Here is a 15,447-nt window from a genome sequence, read left to right as displayed (position 1 = left end):
CCCGCCAGATACACCGCCGACGAGATCCCCGGTACCAGCGTCCCGTCCACGTCGAAGAACGCCACCGCCCGCACCCAACACCCCTTCCAGGTCAGCTCACCCTACGTGGATCAGTCGGTCAGGGCGTCCAGTACTGCGAGGTCGGCGGGGGACAGGGTGAGGTCGGCGGCTCGCAGGTTCTGCTCGAGATGGTGTGGGCTCGACGTACCGGGGATGGCGAGGACGTGGGCGCCGCGGCTGAGCGTCCACGCCAGGCGCACCTGCGCGTCGGTCGCCCCGTGTCGTTTCGCGATCTCCTGGACGGGACCCGACTCCGGTACGCCGCCGGCCTCGCGCGACTCGGCGGTGAGCGCGAAGAACGGGATGAACGCGATCCCGAGCTCACCGCACAACCGCAGCAGGTCGTCGTTCACCCGCCCGAATCCCACGCTGTACCGATTCTGTACGGCGGCCACCGGTGCGATCGCGCGCGCTTCGTGGAAATGTTCGGCGCGCACGTTCGACACGCCCAATTGCCGGATCAGGCCCTTCTTCTGGAGTTCCGCCAGTACGCCGAAATGCTCTGCGATCGACGTCAGCCCTTGCTGCCGGAGATACACCAGGTCGAGGGAATCCACGCCGAGCGCGCGCAGATCGGCCTCCACCAGACCGGCGAGCTCGTCCGGTCGCGCCATGCCGTGGTCGGTCGGGCCGACCTTCGTCGCGATCACCAGGTCGTCCGGGTACGGCGCCAGCGCGCGGCGGATCACGTCGTTCGCCCAGCCCAGACTCTCGAAACTGGTCTCACCTGCACGCCCGCGGCTCGGGTAGAAGGCCGCGGTGTCGATGTGGTTGATCCCCAGCTCAACCACGCGCCGCAGCAATCCGACCGCCTGCTCCTGAACGCCACCCCCGTCGCCGGCGCCCGCGAGCCGCTTCGCCCCGAAGCCGATCCGCCGGACCGCCACCTCCCCGAGCTGCCAGAATTCACCGGACTTGCTTTCCGCAATTCCGGATGATAAGTTAATTGGTGAAGAGGCATTCTCCTGTGAATTCTGCATTCGGCCAGGATAAATCTTGCCGGACAATTCGTCCAGCTTTTCCCGCCACTTTTCTGCGCTAGTCTTTGCGCGTGGGACTCACCGAATCGCAGCAAGTCCTGCTGGACGCATGGCTGCCGTCCGCCCGGCTCGTGCAGGACCACAGCTGGGATCTCGTCGGCACCCTCGTCCTGGAGTTCGAGCACCACGGCGAGCGGTACATCGCGAAGGCCGGCGGCGACGCCGATCACCACCTGGCCCGCGAGATCCGTGCCCACCGCAACTGGCTGCGGCCATGGACCGCGCGGGGGTCGGCGCCCGAGCTCGTCCACGCCGACGGGCCCGCGAAGCTGCTGCTCACCCGGTTCCTGCCAGGCGAGCTGGTCGAAGGTACGCCGTACGAATGGACGCCCGACGCCTACCGCCAGGCAGGCGCATTGCTCGCGGCGTTCCACCGGCAGTCCGCCGTACCGGACGACGCCTACGAGTCCCGCGAGAACCAGCGGACGCTGACCAACCTCAGCAAGCCCCACCGCATCGCCCCGGACCTCGCCGCCCGGCTGCGGAAGACGATCGAGGGCTGGCCGACGCCGCCTGCGACGCTCGTACCGACGCACGGCGACTGGCAGCCGCGCAACTGGCTGATCGACAACGGCGCCGTCCGCGTCATCGACTTCGGGCGCGCAGACCTCCGCCCGGCGTACACCGACCTCGCCCGCCTCGCCGCCCAGCAGTTCCGCACCGAGCCGGCACTCGAGGAGGCCTTCCTGACCGGCTACGGCGCCGACCCGCGCGAACCCGCCGCCTGGCACCGCGCCCAACTCCGCGAAGCCGTCAACACCGCCATCTGGGCCCACCAGGTAGGCGACGAACCCTTCGAACGCCAAGGCCACCGCATGATCGCCGAAATCATGCCGTGAAGCTGACCTCTGGCTGACCGGTATCACAGCCGGCCTCGACCAGCATGCCCAGCAGCTCCGGTGGGTAGATTCCGAAGGCTTCCAGCTTTCGGGAATCTGCCCACCTCAACTCGAAGTGGTTCCTGGCGGAGTGCTCGAGCGCCTCGTCGCCGGACAGCTTCGGTACGCCGCTCGCGTCGTCGACCCGGAAGTAGTACGCGGGACGGCCGTTGTGCGTGCCCGTCCACAGCAGCCGGGCCGTCGACCCGGTCAGCGTCGTCTCCTCCTCGAGTTCACGCAGCGCGGCCGACGCCGCCGACTCGCCCGGTTCCACGTGTCCGCCGGGCAGTACGGCGTACCGATGACCGCCGCACTCCGGACCGCGCGCACCGGCGTACTCGCACATCACACACTCGGCGGCCGTCCGGTGCCGCAGGTACCGCTTCACCACCAGCACCTTGCCGGACCGGATGACGACGGCGGCACCGCGCGGGATCTTCATGGCAGCCAAGTGTTCCGGTCGCCACCGACATATTCGGTCGCCGGAGTGGGGGCTTCGTGGTGGGGTGGGGGTAGGACGAAAGGATGCGGTTCATGCCGAGTGGGTTGATCGAGGTGCGGCGGGAGTACTCCGCGGCGGACGAGGTCGGGTTGATAGAGGCGGTACATGGTGCGCTGGTCACGGCGTTCCGGATTCCGCCGCAGGACAAGGACGTGCGGCTGGTGGCGCACGCGCCGCATCGGTTCGCGTGTTCGCCGCGGCTCGCGCAGCCGGAGTACTTCACGCTGGTCAGCATCGACTGCTTCGCCGGGCGCTCGGTCGACGCGAAGCGCACGCTGTACACGGAGATCGTCACGAACCTGAAGGCGTTCGGCATCCCGCCGGACCACGTCACGATCCTGGTCCGCGACCACCCGACCTCGAACTGGGGCATCCGCGGCGGTCAGGCGGCCTGCGACCTGGACCTCGGTTTCGACGTCAACGTCTGACGATGAGCCTGCGCTCCGCGCGGCACCTCACCTCGGTGTACCTGGTCCGCGACGAGCAGGTGCTGCTCCTCTACCGCCGCGGTTCGCGCGCGATCGCGGACTCCTGGGTCGGCATCGGCGGCCACCTCGAGCCCGCCGAACTCACCGACCCGACAGCCGCCGCGCTCCGCGAACTGCACGAGGAGATCGGCGTCACGGCCGACCAGCTCACGGACCTCGCGCTCCGGTACGTCGCCGTACGCGACACCGGCGCCGAGGTGCGTACGACGTACTACTTCACCACAACCCTGCTCCCGACGGCGTCGCGCCCGACGGAATGCGCCGAAGGTGACCTGCACTGGTTCAGCCTCACCGAAGACCCGGACCTCGACATGCCGCCGACCGCGCGCATCGCCTTCCGGCACTGGCTCCGCATCGGCCGCCACGACCAGCAGCTCCGCTTCATCACGGTCGACGCCGACGGCAACGAAACCGGCCCATGCTGACCGTGCAGTTCCACCCGAACTGGCCGCACGACGGCCAACTGGTGATCGAGTCGATGGCCGCCGACGGGTTCTACCGCTCACAGTTCGCCACTGGAATCTCCAACGGCGGACTGACGGCCCAACCCGGCGGAGACCGCTGGCGCTGGGAGAGCCGCCTGTTCGCCGGCCGGTACGACGACCAACCCGGAACGGCCCGCCCCGCGTACGGCGCGTGGAACCGCCGCGCCGACATCTACGGCGGCGCGATCCGCTTCGGATCGTCGTACCTGCGCCTGAAACCCGACCTGGCCGACCGTGCGACGTTCTGCTTCCCGGACTCCGCCCGCGAACCGGCCGACTTCGGCGACCACACAGTCCTCCCGCACCTGCACGCCCTCGCCGACGCCGCCACTCACGACGACCTCGACGACTACATCGAGGCCCACATCCACGGTCCGATCCGCTTCGCGACAGACGTCGACGCCATCGTCCTGGACCCGTCCTTCGCCGGCACCCCAGTCGAAACCGCCGCCCGCCGACTCGGCTGCCCACTCGAGTACCACCCCGGCTTCCGCGCCGACCCGACCGTCTTCGACCCGAACTACCGCAGTCCCGAGATCGTCGCTCTCGCCTGCAAGCTCGGCGAGGAGTTGACCCCCGAGATCCTCGGCTCCGCAGCACGTTCCGGCATCCATCCCGCGCAGTCGATCAAGTACGTCTGGCACTACCTGGCCCGCTTCGGCCGCTCATAGCCTCATGCCAGTTGATCCCGGCGGCGGGTCAGGTAAGCGATCTCGGCGGTGTTCGCGGCGTGTTCGATCGCCTTGTCGTACGCGGCGCGCGACTCCGCGCTGCGGCCCAGGCGCCGGAGCAGGTCGGCGCGCGTCGCGTGGTACGCGTGATAGCCCGACAGCTTCTCGCCGAGCTTGTCGACGATCGCCAGCGCGACCTCCGGGCCGTCCAGCTCGGCGACGGCGATCGCGCGGTTGAGCGCGACGATGGGGGAGCGGTCGATCCGGGCGAGCTGGTCGTACAGCGCGACCACCTGCGACCAGTCGGTGTCGCGGGCGTCGCGCGCCGACGTGTGTACTGCGTTGATCGCCGCCAGGATCTGGTACCGCCCCGGCGGCAGCCGGGTCGCGAGACGTTCCCGCACCAACTGGTGGCCCTCGGCAATCATCGCGGTGTCCCAAGCGCCACGGTCCTGCTCGTCGAGCGACACCAGCTCACCGGTCTGCGACACGCGCGCCGTACGCCGAGCCTCGGTGAGCAGCATCAGCGCGAGCAACCCAGCCACCTCGCCGTCGTCCGGCAGCAGCCCGCGGATCAGCCGCGTGAGCCGGATCGCCTCGGCGGTCAGCTCATGGCGCACCGGATCGGTATCGGCGCCCGTCGCCAGATACCCCTCGTTGAAGACCAGGAACAGCACAGCGAGTACTCCGGACACGCGCCCCGGCAGGTCCTCCGCGGACGGGACGCGGTACGGGATCCGCGCCGCCTTGATCTTCGCCTTCGCACGCGTGATGCGCTGGCCCATCGCCGTCTCCTGGACAAGGAACGCGCGGGAGATCTCCGGCACGGTCAGACCGCCGACCATCCGCAGCGTCAGCGCGACCCGGGTCTCCATCGCGAGCGCCGGGTGGCAGCAGGTGAAGATCAGCCGGAGCCGCTCGTCGTCGATCACACCGAGAGGCTCGGGCGGTTCGCCGTACGACATCTGCGCCTCCTTCTGCTTGTCGTCACGCTTGGCCTCGCGGCGGATCCGGTCGATCGCCTTGCGGTTGGCGGTCGTGGTGAGCCAGGCGCCCGGGTTCGGCGGTACGCCGTCCGCGGGCCAGCGCTCGACCGCCGTCGCGAAGGCCTCGGCCGCGGCCTCCTCGGCGATGTCGAGGTCGCCGAACCGCTTCGTCAGCGATGCGACGACCCGCGCCCATTCGCCGCGGTGCGCCCGGGTGACGGCTTCCTGGACGTCGTTCACAGGAACGGCCGCACCTCGAGCCGCCGGTTGCAGGCCTTGGACGCGCCGGCGGCGAGCTTCAGCGCCGCGTCGAGGTCCGGCGCCTCGAACACCCAGAAGCCGGCCATGTACTCCTTCGACTCCAGGAACGGCCCGTCGGTGAACAGCGGTTCCCCGTCGCCGCGCCCGTCGATCACGGTCGCGTCGCTCGGCGAACTCAACCCACCCGCGAACACCCAGTGGCCGTCGGCCACCAACTGTTCGTTGAACGCGCGGATGGCCGTCATCTCGTCCTCGGTCGCCGACCCGGTGCGGTCGTCGATCACCGAAATCAGGTACTGCATGTTCGTCTCCGTCAGCTAGTCGTCGATCGCCTGGTAGACGGTCGTCCAGAAATCTCTCGGCAGCGGCAGCGACGGGTCGCCGGCGTGCGCGCGCTGCAGGATCAGCAGGGCGGTCAGGTCCTCGGCCGGATCGTTGTACCACGCCGTACCGTAGAAGCCGGTCCAGCCGTAGCTTCCGGCGGACGGGCCGAGGCGCGTGCGGTCGGTGACGATCCCCATCCCGAACCCCCAGCTCGTGGTCGCGAAGTACCCCGGCCAGAAACCCGACGTCGCACGCTGCGCTTCGGTGAGCTGGTCGCTCGTCATCAGTGTCACGGACGGCCGGGAGAGCGGCCCGCCGCCGTCGAGCAGTGCGCACGCGAACCGCAGGTAGTCCTCGGCCGTCGAGACGAGCCCGCCGCCACCGCTCTCGAACGCCGGCGGCTTGGCCCAATCGCGACCGCCTTCGAGCACCGCTTCGCCGGTCGGGGCGCTGTCCCGCTCGTACGCCGCCGCGAGCCGGTCGAGGCTGTCCGGGCGCACACTGAAGCCGGTGTCCTTCATGCCGAGCGGCTCGAGGATCCGTTCGCGCAGCGCCTCGCCGAGCGTCAGGCCAGTCGCGCGCTGGATGAGCGCACCCGTGACGTCGGAGCCGGTGTCGTACATCCAGCGCTCGCCGGGTTGATGGACGAGCGGAAGGTTGCCGAGTCCGCGGACCCACTCGTCCAGCGAGCCCTCGGGGAGTGCGTCGAGCGCATCCGCGATCGGGACCGTGTCCGGGACCATCCCGGTGCCGAGCGTGAACGTCAGCAGGTCCCTGACGGTGATGGGCCGTTCCGCGGGGACGGTGTCGTCGACCGGGCCGGACGGATCGGCCAGCACCCGTGGGTTCGCGAGTTCCGGCAGGAGGTCGTCCACGGGGTCGTCGAGGCGCAGCGTGCAGTCCTCGACCAGCGACATGACGCAGGCGGCGACGATCGGTTTCGACATCGACCCCAACCGGACGACCGAGTCGATCCCCATCGGCACCGCCGCCCCGGGCCCGTCGAAGGCCAGCCGCCCGACTGCCTCGACGTACGTCTCACCGTGCCGTCGCAGCACCGCGACCAGTCCCGGCACGAACCCGCGCTCGACCTCCCGCTCGAGCAGCCCGCGTACCCGCCCCAACCGCTTCCCGGAGAAGCCGCCAACGCCCATCACCATCTCCCTCCGCTCATCCCGTACACCCGTGCAACGAAGTAGGTCACCCGGATCCGACAGCCGGCCGGGAAGCCACGATGTGCAGGAACAGCGGGACCCGGTACCACTTGTCAGCGGGATCATCGCTGCCGTACTCCCGCAGCCGCTCGATCACCAGCCCGGCGTCGGCGATGGCCTCGGTGTAGGTCTGCAGTGGCCGGTGGATGCCGTGGTACGTCATCGACAGGTCGTCGCGGGTGCGCGTGGTGGCGTAGTGCCTGGCCTGCGTGTACGCGTCCGGGATCACGAACGAACCGTCCGGCTCGAAATGGCCCGCGGAGTTGAGCGGGTGCACGATGGCCAGCACGAGCTTGCCGTCCGGCGCGAGGATCCGGCCGGCCTCGGCGATCGCCGGTACGACGTCGTCGATGTCGTGCAGGCACATGAACGCGACAGCGCAGTCGGCGGCCGCGTCGGGCAGCGGGAGCTGTGTCGCGTCGGCGACGACGGCCGGTACAGGTTCCTCCGGATGCGTCGCCGCGGCCCGCGTCATGGTCGGCGAACGGTCGATGGCCAGGACCCGGTGGCCTGACGCTCGCAGTTCACGACTGACGCGGCCCTCGCCCGCACCGATGTCCACAGTGAGCCGGCCGGGCCGTGGGATCAGTGGCAGGAATGCCAGTTTGTGGGTGCGGTAGCTGTCGAGCCCGCGGCGCGTCCACTCGATCCACGCTGCGGCGTTGGCGTCCCAGCCCTCGGCCAGATGCGATCGCATCACCGCAGCCTAGGGGACTGAGCGCAAAACCGTTCGCGACTTCGCCTGTCTTCCAGGAGCATGGCCGACGTGAACGAGGTCGAGGTGGTCGTCGCCCACAGCGAGCGTACGACGCTGCGGGTCGGTGACATGTTCCTGAAGATCGACGCCGACCAGGCGCGCACCGACGTGGAGGCCGAGGCGACGGCGATGGCGCCGATCCCGACGCCGCGAGTCCTGTGGCGGAAGCCGCACGTGCTCGCGATTTCCGCCGTACCAGGGATGGCTCTCGGCGTCCTCGGCGAGCCGTCACCCGCCTCGCCGGGCGCGTGGGCCGCCGCGGGCGCGACGATCCGGAAGCTGCACGACGCGCCGCTGCCGCCGTGGCCCGGCCGGAGCGTCGACCACTTCGCGGCGGAGCTCGAGCGCGAATGCGCGTGGCTGATCGCGAACGACGTACTGCCCGCCGACCTCGTGACGTACAACCAGCGGATCGCCGAGACCGCGCTCCGGGCCTGGAAGCCGGTGTTCATCCACGGCGACCTGCAGATCACCCATGTGTTCGTGGAGGACGACGAGGTCACGGGCGTGATCGACTGGTCCGAAGCGTCGCAGGGCGATGCCATGTTCGACCTCGCCATCCTGACGCTGGGCCATGAGGAATGCCTCGACGACCTCCTCGCCGGGTACGGCGCCGACGTCGACGTCGACATGATCCGCGCCTGGTGGTCGCTGCGCAGCCTGTGCGCGGCGCGGTGGCTGATCGAACACGGCTTCGACCCGGCGTCACCGGGCGCCGAGTTCGAAGTACTGCGCTCCCAGATGCGATGAGCCGAGCCCCTTCGCACCGCGGTACGGCGAGAAGGGGCCCGGTCGTCGGGGGAGAGGTCAGCCGAGCGTCAGGGTGACGCCGTAGTACGACGCGGCGTCGACGACCGGCTGGTAGAACGAGTACGAGCCGGTGGCGTTGCCGCCCTGGTTCCAGCCGCAGTCGTGGCCATCGTTCGGGCCGCCGGACGTCATGCCCTGGGCGATCGTGCCGGAGATGTAGGCGCCGCCGGAGTCGCCGCCCTCGGTGCAGACGGTCGACCGCGCGAGGCCGCTCGTGCGGGTGATCGAGCCGCCGGCGCCGCCGTAGTTGACGGTCAGGTTGTAGTTGGTGATGTTTCCGCAGGTCCAGCCGGTGGTGTTACCGGCCTTGCAGATCGTCGAGCCGACCGGGGCCTTCGACGAACCCGTGACCCGGGTGGTCTGCCCGTTCCGGTTGTCGATGTAGCCGCGGCCGACGTTGGTGGAGTCGATGTCCATCAGGCCCATGTCGACGCTCGGCGAACCGGTCCGGAAGCGGCTCGCGATGCCGACGCCGAGCCGCTGGCCGTAGCGGTTCTGCACCATCGGGTTGCCTTCGACGCAGTGGCCGGCGCTGAGCATCACGTTGTTGCCGTTGCGGGTTCCGGAGTAGCCGAGCGAGCAGTTCGTCCCTGGGACCAGGTCCATGATCTGGCCGCCGATGACGTCGTACGTCATGGTGAGTGTGGTGGTGTTCGTGCTGACGTCGACGCCGGGGACCGCCTTCAGCCGGTTGACCAGGGCAACGGTCTTCGCGGACTGGCGGCCGGGCTGCAGGACGACCTGGACGCGATCGGTCGGCAGGTCGGTGCCGATCGACTGCACCTGCGTGGAGCCGGACGCCGTGGCCAGGGCTTCGACCTGCTTCTGCAGCTTGGTCAGGGCCTTCTCGCCGCGGGCGACGGTGCGCGGGGTGAGCCCGTGGTCGCGCGCGACCTCGGCGGCCTCGGCCGAGTGCACGTTCACGACGAGCTCGCGGGCGGAGTTGAAGAAGGCGCCGTCGAGCTCGGGGGAGGCCGACTGGGCCGCCTTCGGGGTCGCCTGCTGGGCTGCTTTCTGGGTGGCTTTCTGGGCTGACTCGAGCGCCGACGCCAGCCGGTGCTCGGCGTCGAGCCGTGCCTTGGCCTGGGCCGGGGTGACGCCCCAGGTCTTGCCGAGTACGTCGTACACGCCGTCGACGGGCGCCGGGACCGGGGCGCTGGTCGCGGTCTGCACCGGCGCGAGCGCGGCGGCGCCGAGACCGAGGACGAGTACGGCACCTGCGATGGTTCGTCGCCCCGCACGGGGGCGGCTGAGTGGGGACATAGGAGACATCCACTTCCGCTGGGGTGGCCCGCCTCACAGGCCACGGTCCGGGAATCGTTCGCCGTCACACCCGATCACCACAAGAACTCACTGAGTGATGAGACACGCTCAAGGGATAGCCTTCGAGCACTTACCATCGATCGGTGGAAACTGAGGGTAAACAGTCCTTGACCGGTTTAGCTGACGCGAGGGATCGAGGGAGAGCCCGCTCACGCTGACAGGTGGGGTTCGACCAGAGCGAGCATCCGGTGATGCGTCGCCTGGTCGGCCGAGATGATCAGCCCGCGGCCGGCGTGGAGCGGGTTGCCGTCGAAGTCGCTGACGACGCAGCCAGCGGCCGCGCAGAGCGCGATCCCGGCCGCGAGGTGCACGCTGTCGCGGAAGTGCCCGTCGGCCACGTACGCCGCCCGGCGCCCGGCCGCGACCCACGCGACAGCCAGGGGAGTGTCACCCTCACGCAGCGTCCCTACACCATCTCGGACCTGCTCAACGTGTTCAGCGCGGCAGGCTTATGGATCGAGACGGCGATCGAGCCTCAACTGTCCGAGGACGCGCAACGCCGCTACCCGCACAAGCAGGCATGGATGAACAAGCACCTCGGCATCCTGCTCTTCAAGCTCCGACCTCATCCTAGCCGCTTCCGAGTGCCGGCGACGTGGGAGTGATGCGGCTAGCGAGGTACCGCCAGCACCGCCTGCAGGACGTCCTCGAGCGTGGTCTTGCTCAGTTCGGTACGCACGGTGCGCTCGATGCCGGCGTAGATATCGTGCAGCGCGGGCTGGATGCCGTGGCCGATGACGCACCCCTCGTCAGGGCTGGCCCGGTGTAAGGCGAAGAGCTGTCCGGGTTCGATCGCGTCGTACACGTCGAGCAGGGTCATCGAGGCGAGGTCGCGGGTCAGTGACCAGCCGGCGCCGGCGCCGCGGCGCGACTCGACCAGCCCGGCCTCGCGCAGCTCACCGAGCAGGCGGCGGATGACGACCGGGTTGGTGTTCGCGCTGGCCGCGATCTGTTCCGAGGTGGCGACCTCGTGGCCCTGGCGCTGGTACTGGCCGATCCAGGCCAACGTGTGCGCCGCGATGGTCAGCCTGCTGTTCGCGCTCACGGTCGCAAGGCTACGGCAGTTGCTGTCGTAATCAAATGTGTTACGTTGATCGTGATGTAACCACGATTGTTACGACTGAGGAGTTCGTTATGAGTAAGGCATTGGCGGGCAAGGTCGCGCTGGTCACCGGAGGGTCCCGAGGGCTGGGCGCTTCGACGGTCCGGTTGCTGGCGGCGCAGGGCGCGGATGTCGCGTTCACCTATGTGCAGTCCGCGGCCCGGGCGCAGGCCGTGGTCGACGAGGTCCAGGCGCTCGGCGCCAAGGCCGTCGCGTTCCAGGTCGACCACGCCGACATGAGTCAGGCCCCGGTCCTGATCGACCAGGTGGTCGCCACGTACGGCGGACTCGACATCCTGGTGAACAACGCAGCGATCGGGGTCGAGCAGGGCCGGACGGTGGACGACTCGGACGTGGACACCGCGGCCCTCGACCGGATGCACGCGGTCAACTATCTCGGCGTGATCGGGGTCATCCGGGCCGCGGTCAAGGTGCTGCGCGACAACGGCCGGATCATCACCATCAGTTCCGGGCTCGGGTCCCGTGTCGGCGTCCCCGGCGCAGCCGACTACGCCGCGACCAAGGCCGGAGTCGAGCGCTACACGCTCGGCGTCGCCCGCGACCTCGGCCCCCGCGGCATCACCGCGAACGTGGTCGAGGCCGGCCTGATGGAGACCGAGATGAACCCGCACCCCGAGGCGCTGACAACGCTGCTCGCCAGTCTGTCCATCCAGCGGTTCGGTCATCCCGACGAAGTCGCCGCCGCTATCGGCTTCCTCGCCGGTCCCACCGCCACCTACGTCACCGGAGCCGTCCTCGACGCCCACGGCGGCTACAACGCCTGAACCCATCCCGGCGAACGCAACCGTCCGCCCGTTGACAGGCCGGGGGAGCCGGGCAATTTCATCCTCGGGCCGGCTGGGTCAGCCCTGTGGGGTCAGCGACGAGTACGTCGTAGGACTGAGCGACGAACAGTCCGCGACGCTTGTCGCCACGAGGCTACTGTCGTCAACCTGCATGCACGGAGCGTGGCCTGGTACGCCGTCTTCGCCTGCACACGACATCGTGACCTGCGCAGCGGTTCGGAAACCGTGTGTGTCATTCGCTGGTGCGCGATACACAGACTGCCGGAGTCTTTGGGTCTTGAGTTGGTGTGCCTTCGGTCCTGATCCGGGCGCCCGAATGTCGCCCGTTGACAGGGCGGGGGAGCCGGGCGGGTGTTGCGGGCGACTCGTTCGCTCCCCGCTCAAGACTCGCTCAGTGCCGGCCCGGTGGTGGCACGGTCGGCGGTCAGCTTCCAGAACGGCCGACAGGCGTTATGCCGGCGGCAGAAGCCCTGTCGGATCATCGACGGAAGGAGGCATCCTGAGACGATGGACCTGGGGTTCGGCGGCGAGGTTGCTGATCTGTATCACCGGTACCGCCACGGTTATCCGTCACGGTTGATCGGCGCGTGCGTCGATGCGTTCTCGCTAACAGGCGACGATCTCGTGATCGATCTCGGTTGTGGCACGGGGCAACTGGCGACACCGATCGCCCCGCATGTTCGGGCCGTGATCGGGGTCGATCCTGAACCGGACATGCTGGCCCGCGCCCGCTCAGCTGCCCAGGACCAGGGCGTCACGAATGTGGCGTGGATGGTCGGCAGCGACTCCGACCTTCCGCTGCTGCGATCGCTGTTGCCGGAACAGTCGGTTGGTGCTGTGACAATCGGACAAGCACTGCACTGGATGGACCATGAGGCGCTGTTTGCCGCGGTCGGTCCGCTCCTGCGTCCTGGAGGCGGTGTCATGGTCGTGGCCAACGGGATCCCGCTGTGGCTGCAGGACTCGGACTGGTCGCGGGCGTTACGCGAATGGCTGTCCGACTGGTTCGGCGCCCGTCCAACCAACAGCTGTGGCACCGACAGCGCAACGCAACAACGCTATCGCCAGAGTCTGACGGCCAATGGCTTCGAGGTCAGCAAGGTCGAGCTCGACTATGCCGCCGAGCTCGACTTCGACCACCTACTCGGCGGCATCTACAGCGCCCTACCGGTCGACCGCCTTCCCTCGCCCGAGCAGCGTCCACAGATCGCAGCGGAACTCCGGGAAGTGCTTCATCCCCATCGGCCGTACATCGAGCAGGTCCCGGTGCGAGCCCTCCTCGCCACGAAGCTCGCGTGACGGTCGACGTACTTCGTCTGGGAGACCGTCGAGCCTTGCGTTGATCCAGGGTTCGAATCTGGCGAGCTGACATCTCGCTGCGCGAGGCTCGCGCTATCCGCGGCATGCGCGGACGGGGTTGTCCGTGCGAAAACCATTGGTGCTCGGTTTGCTCCGCTGATGGACTGATGTCCCAGCCGGGGGAGTCTGCTGCGTGACGGAGGTCGTGGTTGTGACGGACTATGACGTGCTTGCCGAGGTGTACGAATGGCTCATCTCGGATGCAAAGTTGCCTCCGGCCGAGTTCGCTGCGTCGTTCGATGACGTCCTCAGTCTTCTGCCGGCGGACGCTCGCGTCCTCGACTGTTCGTGCGGTACCGGACAGTTGGCGGTTGGCCTCGCCGGTCGTGGCATACAGGTTGTCGCAACTGACGCCAGCGAAGCGATGGTTCGACGTACTGCAGGGTTGGCTGAAGAGTTCGGGGCATCCGTCCGGGCCATTCGGGCGAGCTGGGAAGAATTGCCCGACCATTTCGAGGACGGCACGTTCGACATGGTGTTCTGCGTTGGCAACTCACTTCACCATGCCGCGGGCGCGACAGGCAGGGGTGCTGCTCTGGAGTCGATGTCACGGCTCCTGCGCCCCGGCGGCCGCTTGGTGCTCACATCCCGCACTTGGGAACGCGTGAGGGCCAGAGGCTCCCGGCTGGACATCGGTGACCGACTCGTCCGCCGAAACGGTCGCGATGCCGTCGTGGTCTACCGCTGGGAGATTGCACCGAATTGGGAGGAGGAGCACCACATCGAGATCGCGATCGCGCAAATTGATGCGACTGGATTGGTTCTTGTCCGCTCGGAACTGCTGTCCTGCTGGCCCTACCAGTACGAGGAACTCCAAGCCGAACTGCACCAGGTCGGACTTCGGACAGAGGTGAGCACCTTCGACCTCGAGGCCGAGAACTACACGGTGGTCGGGCGCAAGGTATAGACACCGGGCTCACAGCCCCTGACCGGACCGCGCTGCCGCTCGCAGGACAGAGTCCTGCTGTTTGCGTTACAGCGAGCGGACACGGCGGCCCGCGTAGCGCGCTCAGGGTTCTGCGGCCGCCGGACCAGGTCGGTGAGCCGGAGCTCGCCGCGCAGGATTTCTCGGCATGGAGGAACGCGACTTGGTGGCTGTACTCGAGGGCGTCGGCAACTATCGACGGAGGGCACTCGAGGACGAGTTCGGCGATAGCTCGGTTGCGGGCGCCGAGAAGCTACACGCCGAGGTCGTCGGAGCCGGTCCATGACGGTGTTCGCATGCAGGTGTCGGCCGGCGAGACGCCGTACGCGCCGGAGACCACCCTCGGTGCCCGGGAACATCCAAGGGCTCGCGGTTCCGGCGCCGGTAGATCGACACCTGTGTGCATCAGCGCCCGCAGGAGGTCCGGCTTCCGCAGTGTTTCCGCAGGTCGAGAGCGGATGCGTCGTTGGCCGCGGGGTAGTGGATGAGCCGTAGGCGCCGTGGTTCATCTGTGCGATATGCAGACTGGTAGTTGACATAATGTCCGTTATCGGCGCTGAAGCCACGGGGGTAGAAGTAGATGCGACTGCCCAAGATCCGGCAAGGAGTGTGTGTCTCGTGAGCGACCAGTTCTACTCCGACGCAAGGTTGTACGACCGGTTGTTCCCCGGGGGCGAACAGGCCGTCGACTTCTACAGGAACGAGGCCGATCGGCAAGGCGGGTCGGTCTTGGAACTCGGGAGCGGCACCGGACAGAAGCTGATCCCGATCGCATCCGACGGGCATCCGTGCATCGGCCTGGAGCTCTCGCCGGACATGCTTGCTGAGGCTCAGCGCAAGGCGGACGAGCGCGGCGTGGAGGTCCAGTGGGTGCTGGGTGACATGCGCGAGTTCGACCTGGGAAGAACGTTCGATCTCGTGTTCATCACCGCGAATTCACTGCTCCACCTGCATGACGCTGAGGACTTGGTGAACTGCTTCCGGTCGGTGCGACGGCACCTGGCGCCCGGAGCGCGGCTCATCTTCGACGTGTTCAACCCGAGCGTGCGCATGCTTGCCCAGGCCGACGGCGTTCGACGCAGGCGCGACGCATTGTCGTTCGTGGATCCCGATCGTGGCGTAGTCCATGTCGATGTCGCGGAGACCTACGACGCGGCCGCGCAGGTGACTCGCGGAAGGTGGTACTTCTCGACCGATTCCGAGGGCGACTTCAGTGTCGCGCCGCTCGAGATCAGGAGCATCTTCCCCCAGGAGTTGCCGCTGCTGCTCTCGCTTGCCGGTCTTCGGGTTGTTGAACGCTTCGGCGATTGGTCCCGTGCGCCGCTCACCGCAGATGCGGCGCTCCAACTCTACGTCTGCGCACCGGACTGAATCGCGAGCCGGCAGGACTGTCGGGTCGCCGCGCCGGGACGTCGGTCCCCCGCGCATCAATCGTCTATAGGGTGGGTGCACCATC

The 15,447-nt window shown here is 68.3% G+C and carries 18 protein-coding genes; 9 read left to right on the top strand and 9 right to left on the bottom strand.

Features of this window, described 5'->3' with window-relative positions; translation table 11 throughout:
- Positions 1-110: 110 nt before the first annotated feature.
- Positions 111-947: an aldo/keto reductase gene (locus tag ABN611_RS32875; RefSeq protein WP_350276170.1), complete on the bottom strand. Its 837-nt coding sequence runs from the start codon at positions 945-947 to the stop codon at positions 111-113.
- Positions 948-1,111: 164 nt separating this feature from the next.
- Between ABN611_RS32875 and ABN611_RS32870 the strand changes: the two genes are divergently transcribed.
- A complete protein-coding gene (locus ABN611_RS32870; protein WP_350276169.1) occupies positions 1,112-1,939 on the top strand; it encodes a phosphotransferase in 828 nt (275 codons plus the stop codon).
- Here ABN611_RS32870 and ABN611_RS32865 read toward each other — a convergent pair.
- On the bottom strand, positions 1,929-2,420 hold the full coding sequence (locus ABN611_RS32865) for an NUDIX domain-containing protein (RefSeq protein WP_350276168.1): 492 nt from the start codon (positions 2,418-2,420) through the stop codon (positions 1,929-1,931). The two genes, ABN611_RS32870 and ABN611_RS32865, sit on opposite strands and share 11 nt — an antisense overlap.
- Positions 2,421-2,512: 92 nt before the next feature.
- Here ABN611_RS32865 and ABN611_RS32860 point away from each other — a divergent pair, with 92 nt between their 5' ends.
- Genes ABN611_RS32860 through ABN611_RS32850 form a run of 3 tightly spaced genes read left to right on the top strand, consistent with a single transcriptional unit; the run spans position 2,513 to position 4,124 of the window.
- Positions 2,513-2,908, top strand: a complete 396-nt coding sequence (locus tag ABN611_RS32860) for a tautomerase family protein (RefSeq protein ID WP_350276167.1) — start codon at positions 2,513-2,515, stop codon at positions 2,906-2,908.
- 2 nt (positions 2,909-2,910) lie between these two features.
- On the top strand, positions 2,911-3,393 hold the full coding sequence (locus tag ABN611_RS32855; RefSeq protein WP_350276166.1) for an NUDIX domain-containing protein: 483 nt from the start codon (positions 2,911-2,913) through the stop codon (positions 3,391-3,393).
- Positions 3,387-4,124, top strand: coding sequence for a DUF3626 domain-containing protein (locus tag ABN611_RS32850; RefSeq protein ID WP_350276165.1), 738 nt, complete (start codon positions 3,387-3,389; stop codon positions 4,122-4,124). The genes ABN611_RS32855 and ABN611_RS32850 overlap by 7 nt, the downstream gene beginning before the upstream one ends.
- Before the next feature lie 2 nt (positions 4,125-4,126).
- Here ABN611_RS32850 and ABN611_RS32845 read toward each other — a convergent pair whose 3' ends face one another.
- From ABN611_RS32845 to ABN611_RS32830, 4 genes are read right to left on the bottom strand one after another with little or no spacing between them, the layout of a single operon-like run.
- Positions 4,127-5,350, bottom strand: coding sequence for a DUF6596 domain-containing protein (locus ABN611_RS32845; RefSeq protein ID WP_350276164.1), 1,224 nt, complete (start codon positions 5,348-5,350; stop codon positions 4,127-4,129).
- A complete protein-coding gene (locus ABN611_RS32840) occupies positions 5,347-5,673 on the bottom strand; it encodes a YciI family protein (RefSeq protein WP_350276163.1) in 327 nt (108 codons plus the stop codon). Before ABN611_RS32840 ends, ABN611_RS32845 begins: the two co-directional genes overlap by 4 nt.
- 15 nt (positions 5,674-5,688) lie before the next feature.
- On the bottom strand, positions 5,689-6,849 hold the full coding sequence (locus ABN611_RS32835; protein ID WP_350276162.1) for a serine hydrolase domain-containing protein: 1,161 nt from the start codon (positions 6,847-6,849) through the stop codon (positions 5,689-5,691).
- Positions 6,850-6,895: 46 nt separating this feature from the next.
- Positions 6,896-7,606 carry a class I SAM-dependent methyltransferase gene (locus ABN611_RS32830; protein WP_350276161.1) on the bottom strand — a complete coding sequence of 237 codons (711 nt, stop codon included), beginning with the start codon at positions 7,604-7,606 and terminating at the stop codon, positions 6,896-6,898.
- A 60-nt stretch (positions 7,607-7,666) separates the two neighbouring features.
- Between ABN611_RS32830 and ABN611_RS32825 the strand changes: the two genes are divergently transcribed.
- Complete coding sequence (locus ABN611_RS32825; RefSeq protein WP_350276160.1) at positions 7,667-8,416, top strand: aminoglycoside phosphotransferase family protein; 750 nt, start codon at positions 7,667-7,669, stop codon at positions 8,414-8,416.
- 57 nt (positions 8,417-8,473) lie between these two features.
- Here ABN611_RS32825 and ABN611_RS32820 read toward each other — a convergent pair whose 3' ends face one another.
- The 3 genes from ABN611_RS32820 to ABN611_RS32810 form a co-directional block, all read right to left on the bottom strand.
- Positions 8,474-9,739, bottom strand: a complete 1,266-nt coding sequence (locus ABN611_RS32820) for a peptidase S1 (RefSeq protein ID WP_350276159.1) — start codon at positions 9,737-9,739, stop codon at positions 8,474-8,476.
- 209 nt (positions 9,740-9,948) lie between these two features.
- Positions 9,949-10,179, bottom strand: coding sequence for an inositol monophosphatase family protein (locus ABN611_RS32815; protein ID WP_350281714.1), 231 nt, complete (start codon positions 10,177-10,179; stop codon positions 9,949-9,951).
- 230 nt (positions 10,180-10,409) lie between these two features.
- On the bottom strand, positions 10,410-10,844 hold the full coding sequence (locus ABN611_RS32810) for an Rrf2 family transcriptional regulator (protein ID WP_350276158.1): 435 nt from the start codon (positions 10,842-10,844) through the stop codon (positions 10,410-10,412).
- An 89-nt stretch (positions 10,845-10,933) separates the two neighbouring features.
- Between ABN611_RS32810 and ABN611_RS32805 the strand changes: the two genes are divergently transcribed.
- The 4 genes from ABN611_RS32805 to ABN611_RS32790 all read left to right on the top strand — a co-directional run bounded on the left by ABN611_RS32805 (position 10,934) and on the right by ABN611_RS32790 (position 15,362).
- Positions 10,934-11,686 carry an SDR family oxidoreductase gene (locus ABN611_RS32805; RefSeq protein WP_350276157.1) on the top strand — a complete coding sequence of 251 codons (753 nt, stop codon included), beginning with the start codon at positions 10,934-10,936 and terminating at the stop codon, positions 11,684-11,686.
- A gap of 528 nt (positions 11,687-12,214) precedes the next feature.
- The gene (locus ABN611_RS32800; RefSeq protein WP_350276156.1) at positions 12,215-13,006 is read left to right on the top strand and encodes a class I SAM-dependent methyltransferase; all 792 of its coding nucleotides are present in this window, start codon (positions 12,215-12,217) and stop codon (positions 13,004-13,006) included.
- Positions 13,007-13,199: 193 nt separating this feature from the next.
- Positions 13,200-13,973 (top strand): class I SAM-dependent methyltransferase, encoded by a 774-nt coding sequence (locus ABN611_RS32795; protein WP_350276155.1) that lies wholly within the window; start codon positions 13,200-13,202, stop codon positions 13,971-13,973.
- Between the two features lie 636 nt (positions 13,974-14,609).
- Positions 14,610-15,362, top strand: coding sequence for a class I SAM-dependent methyltransferase (locus ABN611_RS32790; RefSeq protein WP_350276154.1), 753 nt, complete (start codon positions 14,610-14,612; stop codon positions 15,360-15,362).
- Positions 15,363-15,447 lie beyond the last annotated feature (85 nt).

The sequence above is a fragment of the Kribbella sp. HUAS MG21 genome, from assembly GCF_040254265.1.
In the GTDB taxonomy this organism is placed as follows: domain Bacteria; phylum Actinomycetota; class Actinomycetes; order Propionibacteriales; family Kribbellaceae; genus Kribbella.
This window is presented reverse-complemented; position numbering and strand designations above follow the sequence as displayed.

Bases quoted from the DNA above. Each gene is read 5' to 3' on its own strand.
- ABN611_RS32865 (WP_350276168.1), bottom strand. From the start codon at position 2,420: ATGAAGATCCCGCGCGGTGCCGCCGTCGTCATCCGGTCCGGCAAGGTG.
- ABN611_RS32860 (WP_350276167.1), top strand. From the start codon at position 2,513: ATGCCGAGTGGGTTGATCGAGGTGCGGCGGGAGTACTCCGCGGCGGAC.
- ABN611_RS32855 (WP_350276166.1), top strand. From the start codon at position 2,911: ATGAGCCTGCGCTCCGCGCGGCACCTCACCTCGGTGTACCTGGTCCGC.
- ABN611_RS32850 (WP_350276165.1), top strand. From the start codon at position 3,387: ATGCTGACCGTGCAGTTCCACCCGAACTGGCCGCACGACGGCCAACTG.
- ABN611_RS32840 (WP_350276163.1), bottom strand. From the start codon at position 5,673: ATGCAGTACCTGATTTCGGTGATCGACGACCGCACCGGGTCGGCGACC.
- ABN611_RS32835 (WP_350276162.1), bottom strand. From the start codon at position 6,849: ATGGGCGTTGGCGGCTTCTCCGGGAAGCGGTTGGGGCGGGTACGCGGG.
- ABN611_RS32830 (WP_350276161.1), bottom strand. From the start codon at position 7,606: ATGCGATCGCATCTGGCCGAGGGCTGGGACGCCAACGCCGCAGCGTGG.
- ABN611_RS32825 (WP_350276160.1), top strand. From the start codon at position 7,667: ATGGCCGACGTGAACGAGGTCGAGGTGGTCGTCGCCCACAGCGAGCGT.
- ABN611_RS32820 (WP_350276159.1), bottom strand. From the start codon at position 9,739: ATGTCCCCACTCAGCCGCCCCCGTGCGGGGCGACGAACCATCGCAGGT.
- ABN611_RS32805 (WP_350276157.1), top strand. From the start codon at position 10,934: ATGAGTAAGGCATTGGCGGGCAAGGTCGCGCTGGTCACCGGAGGGTCC.
- ABN611_RS32800 (WP_350276156.1), top strand. From the start codon at position 12,215: ATGGACCTGGGGTTCGGCGGCGAGGTTGCTGATCTGTATCACCGGTAC.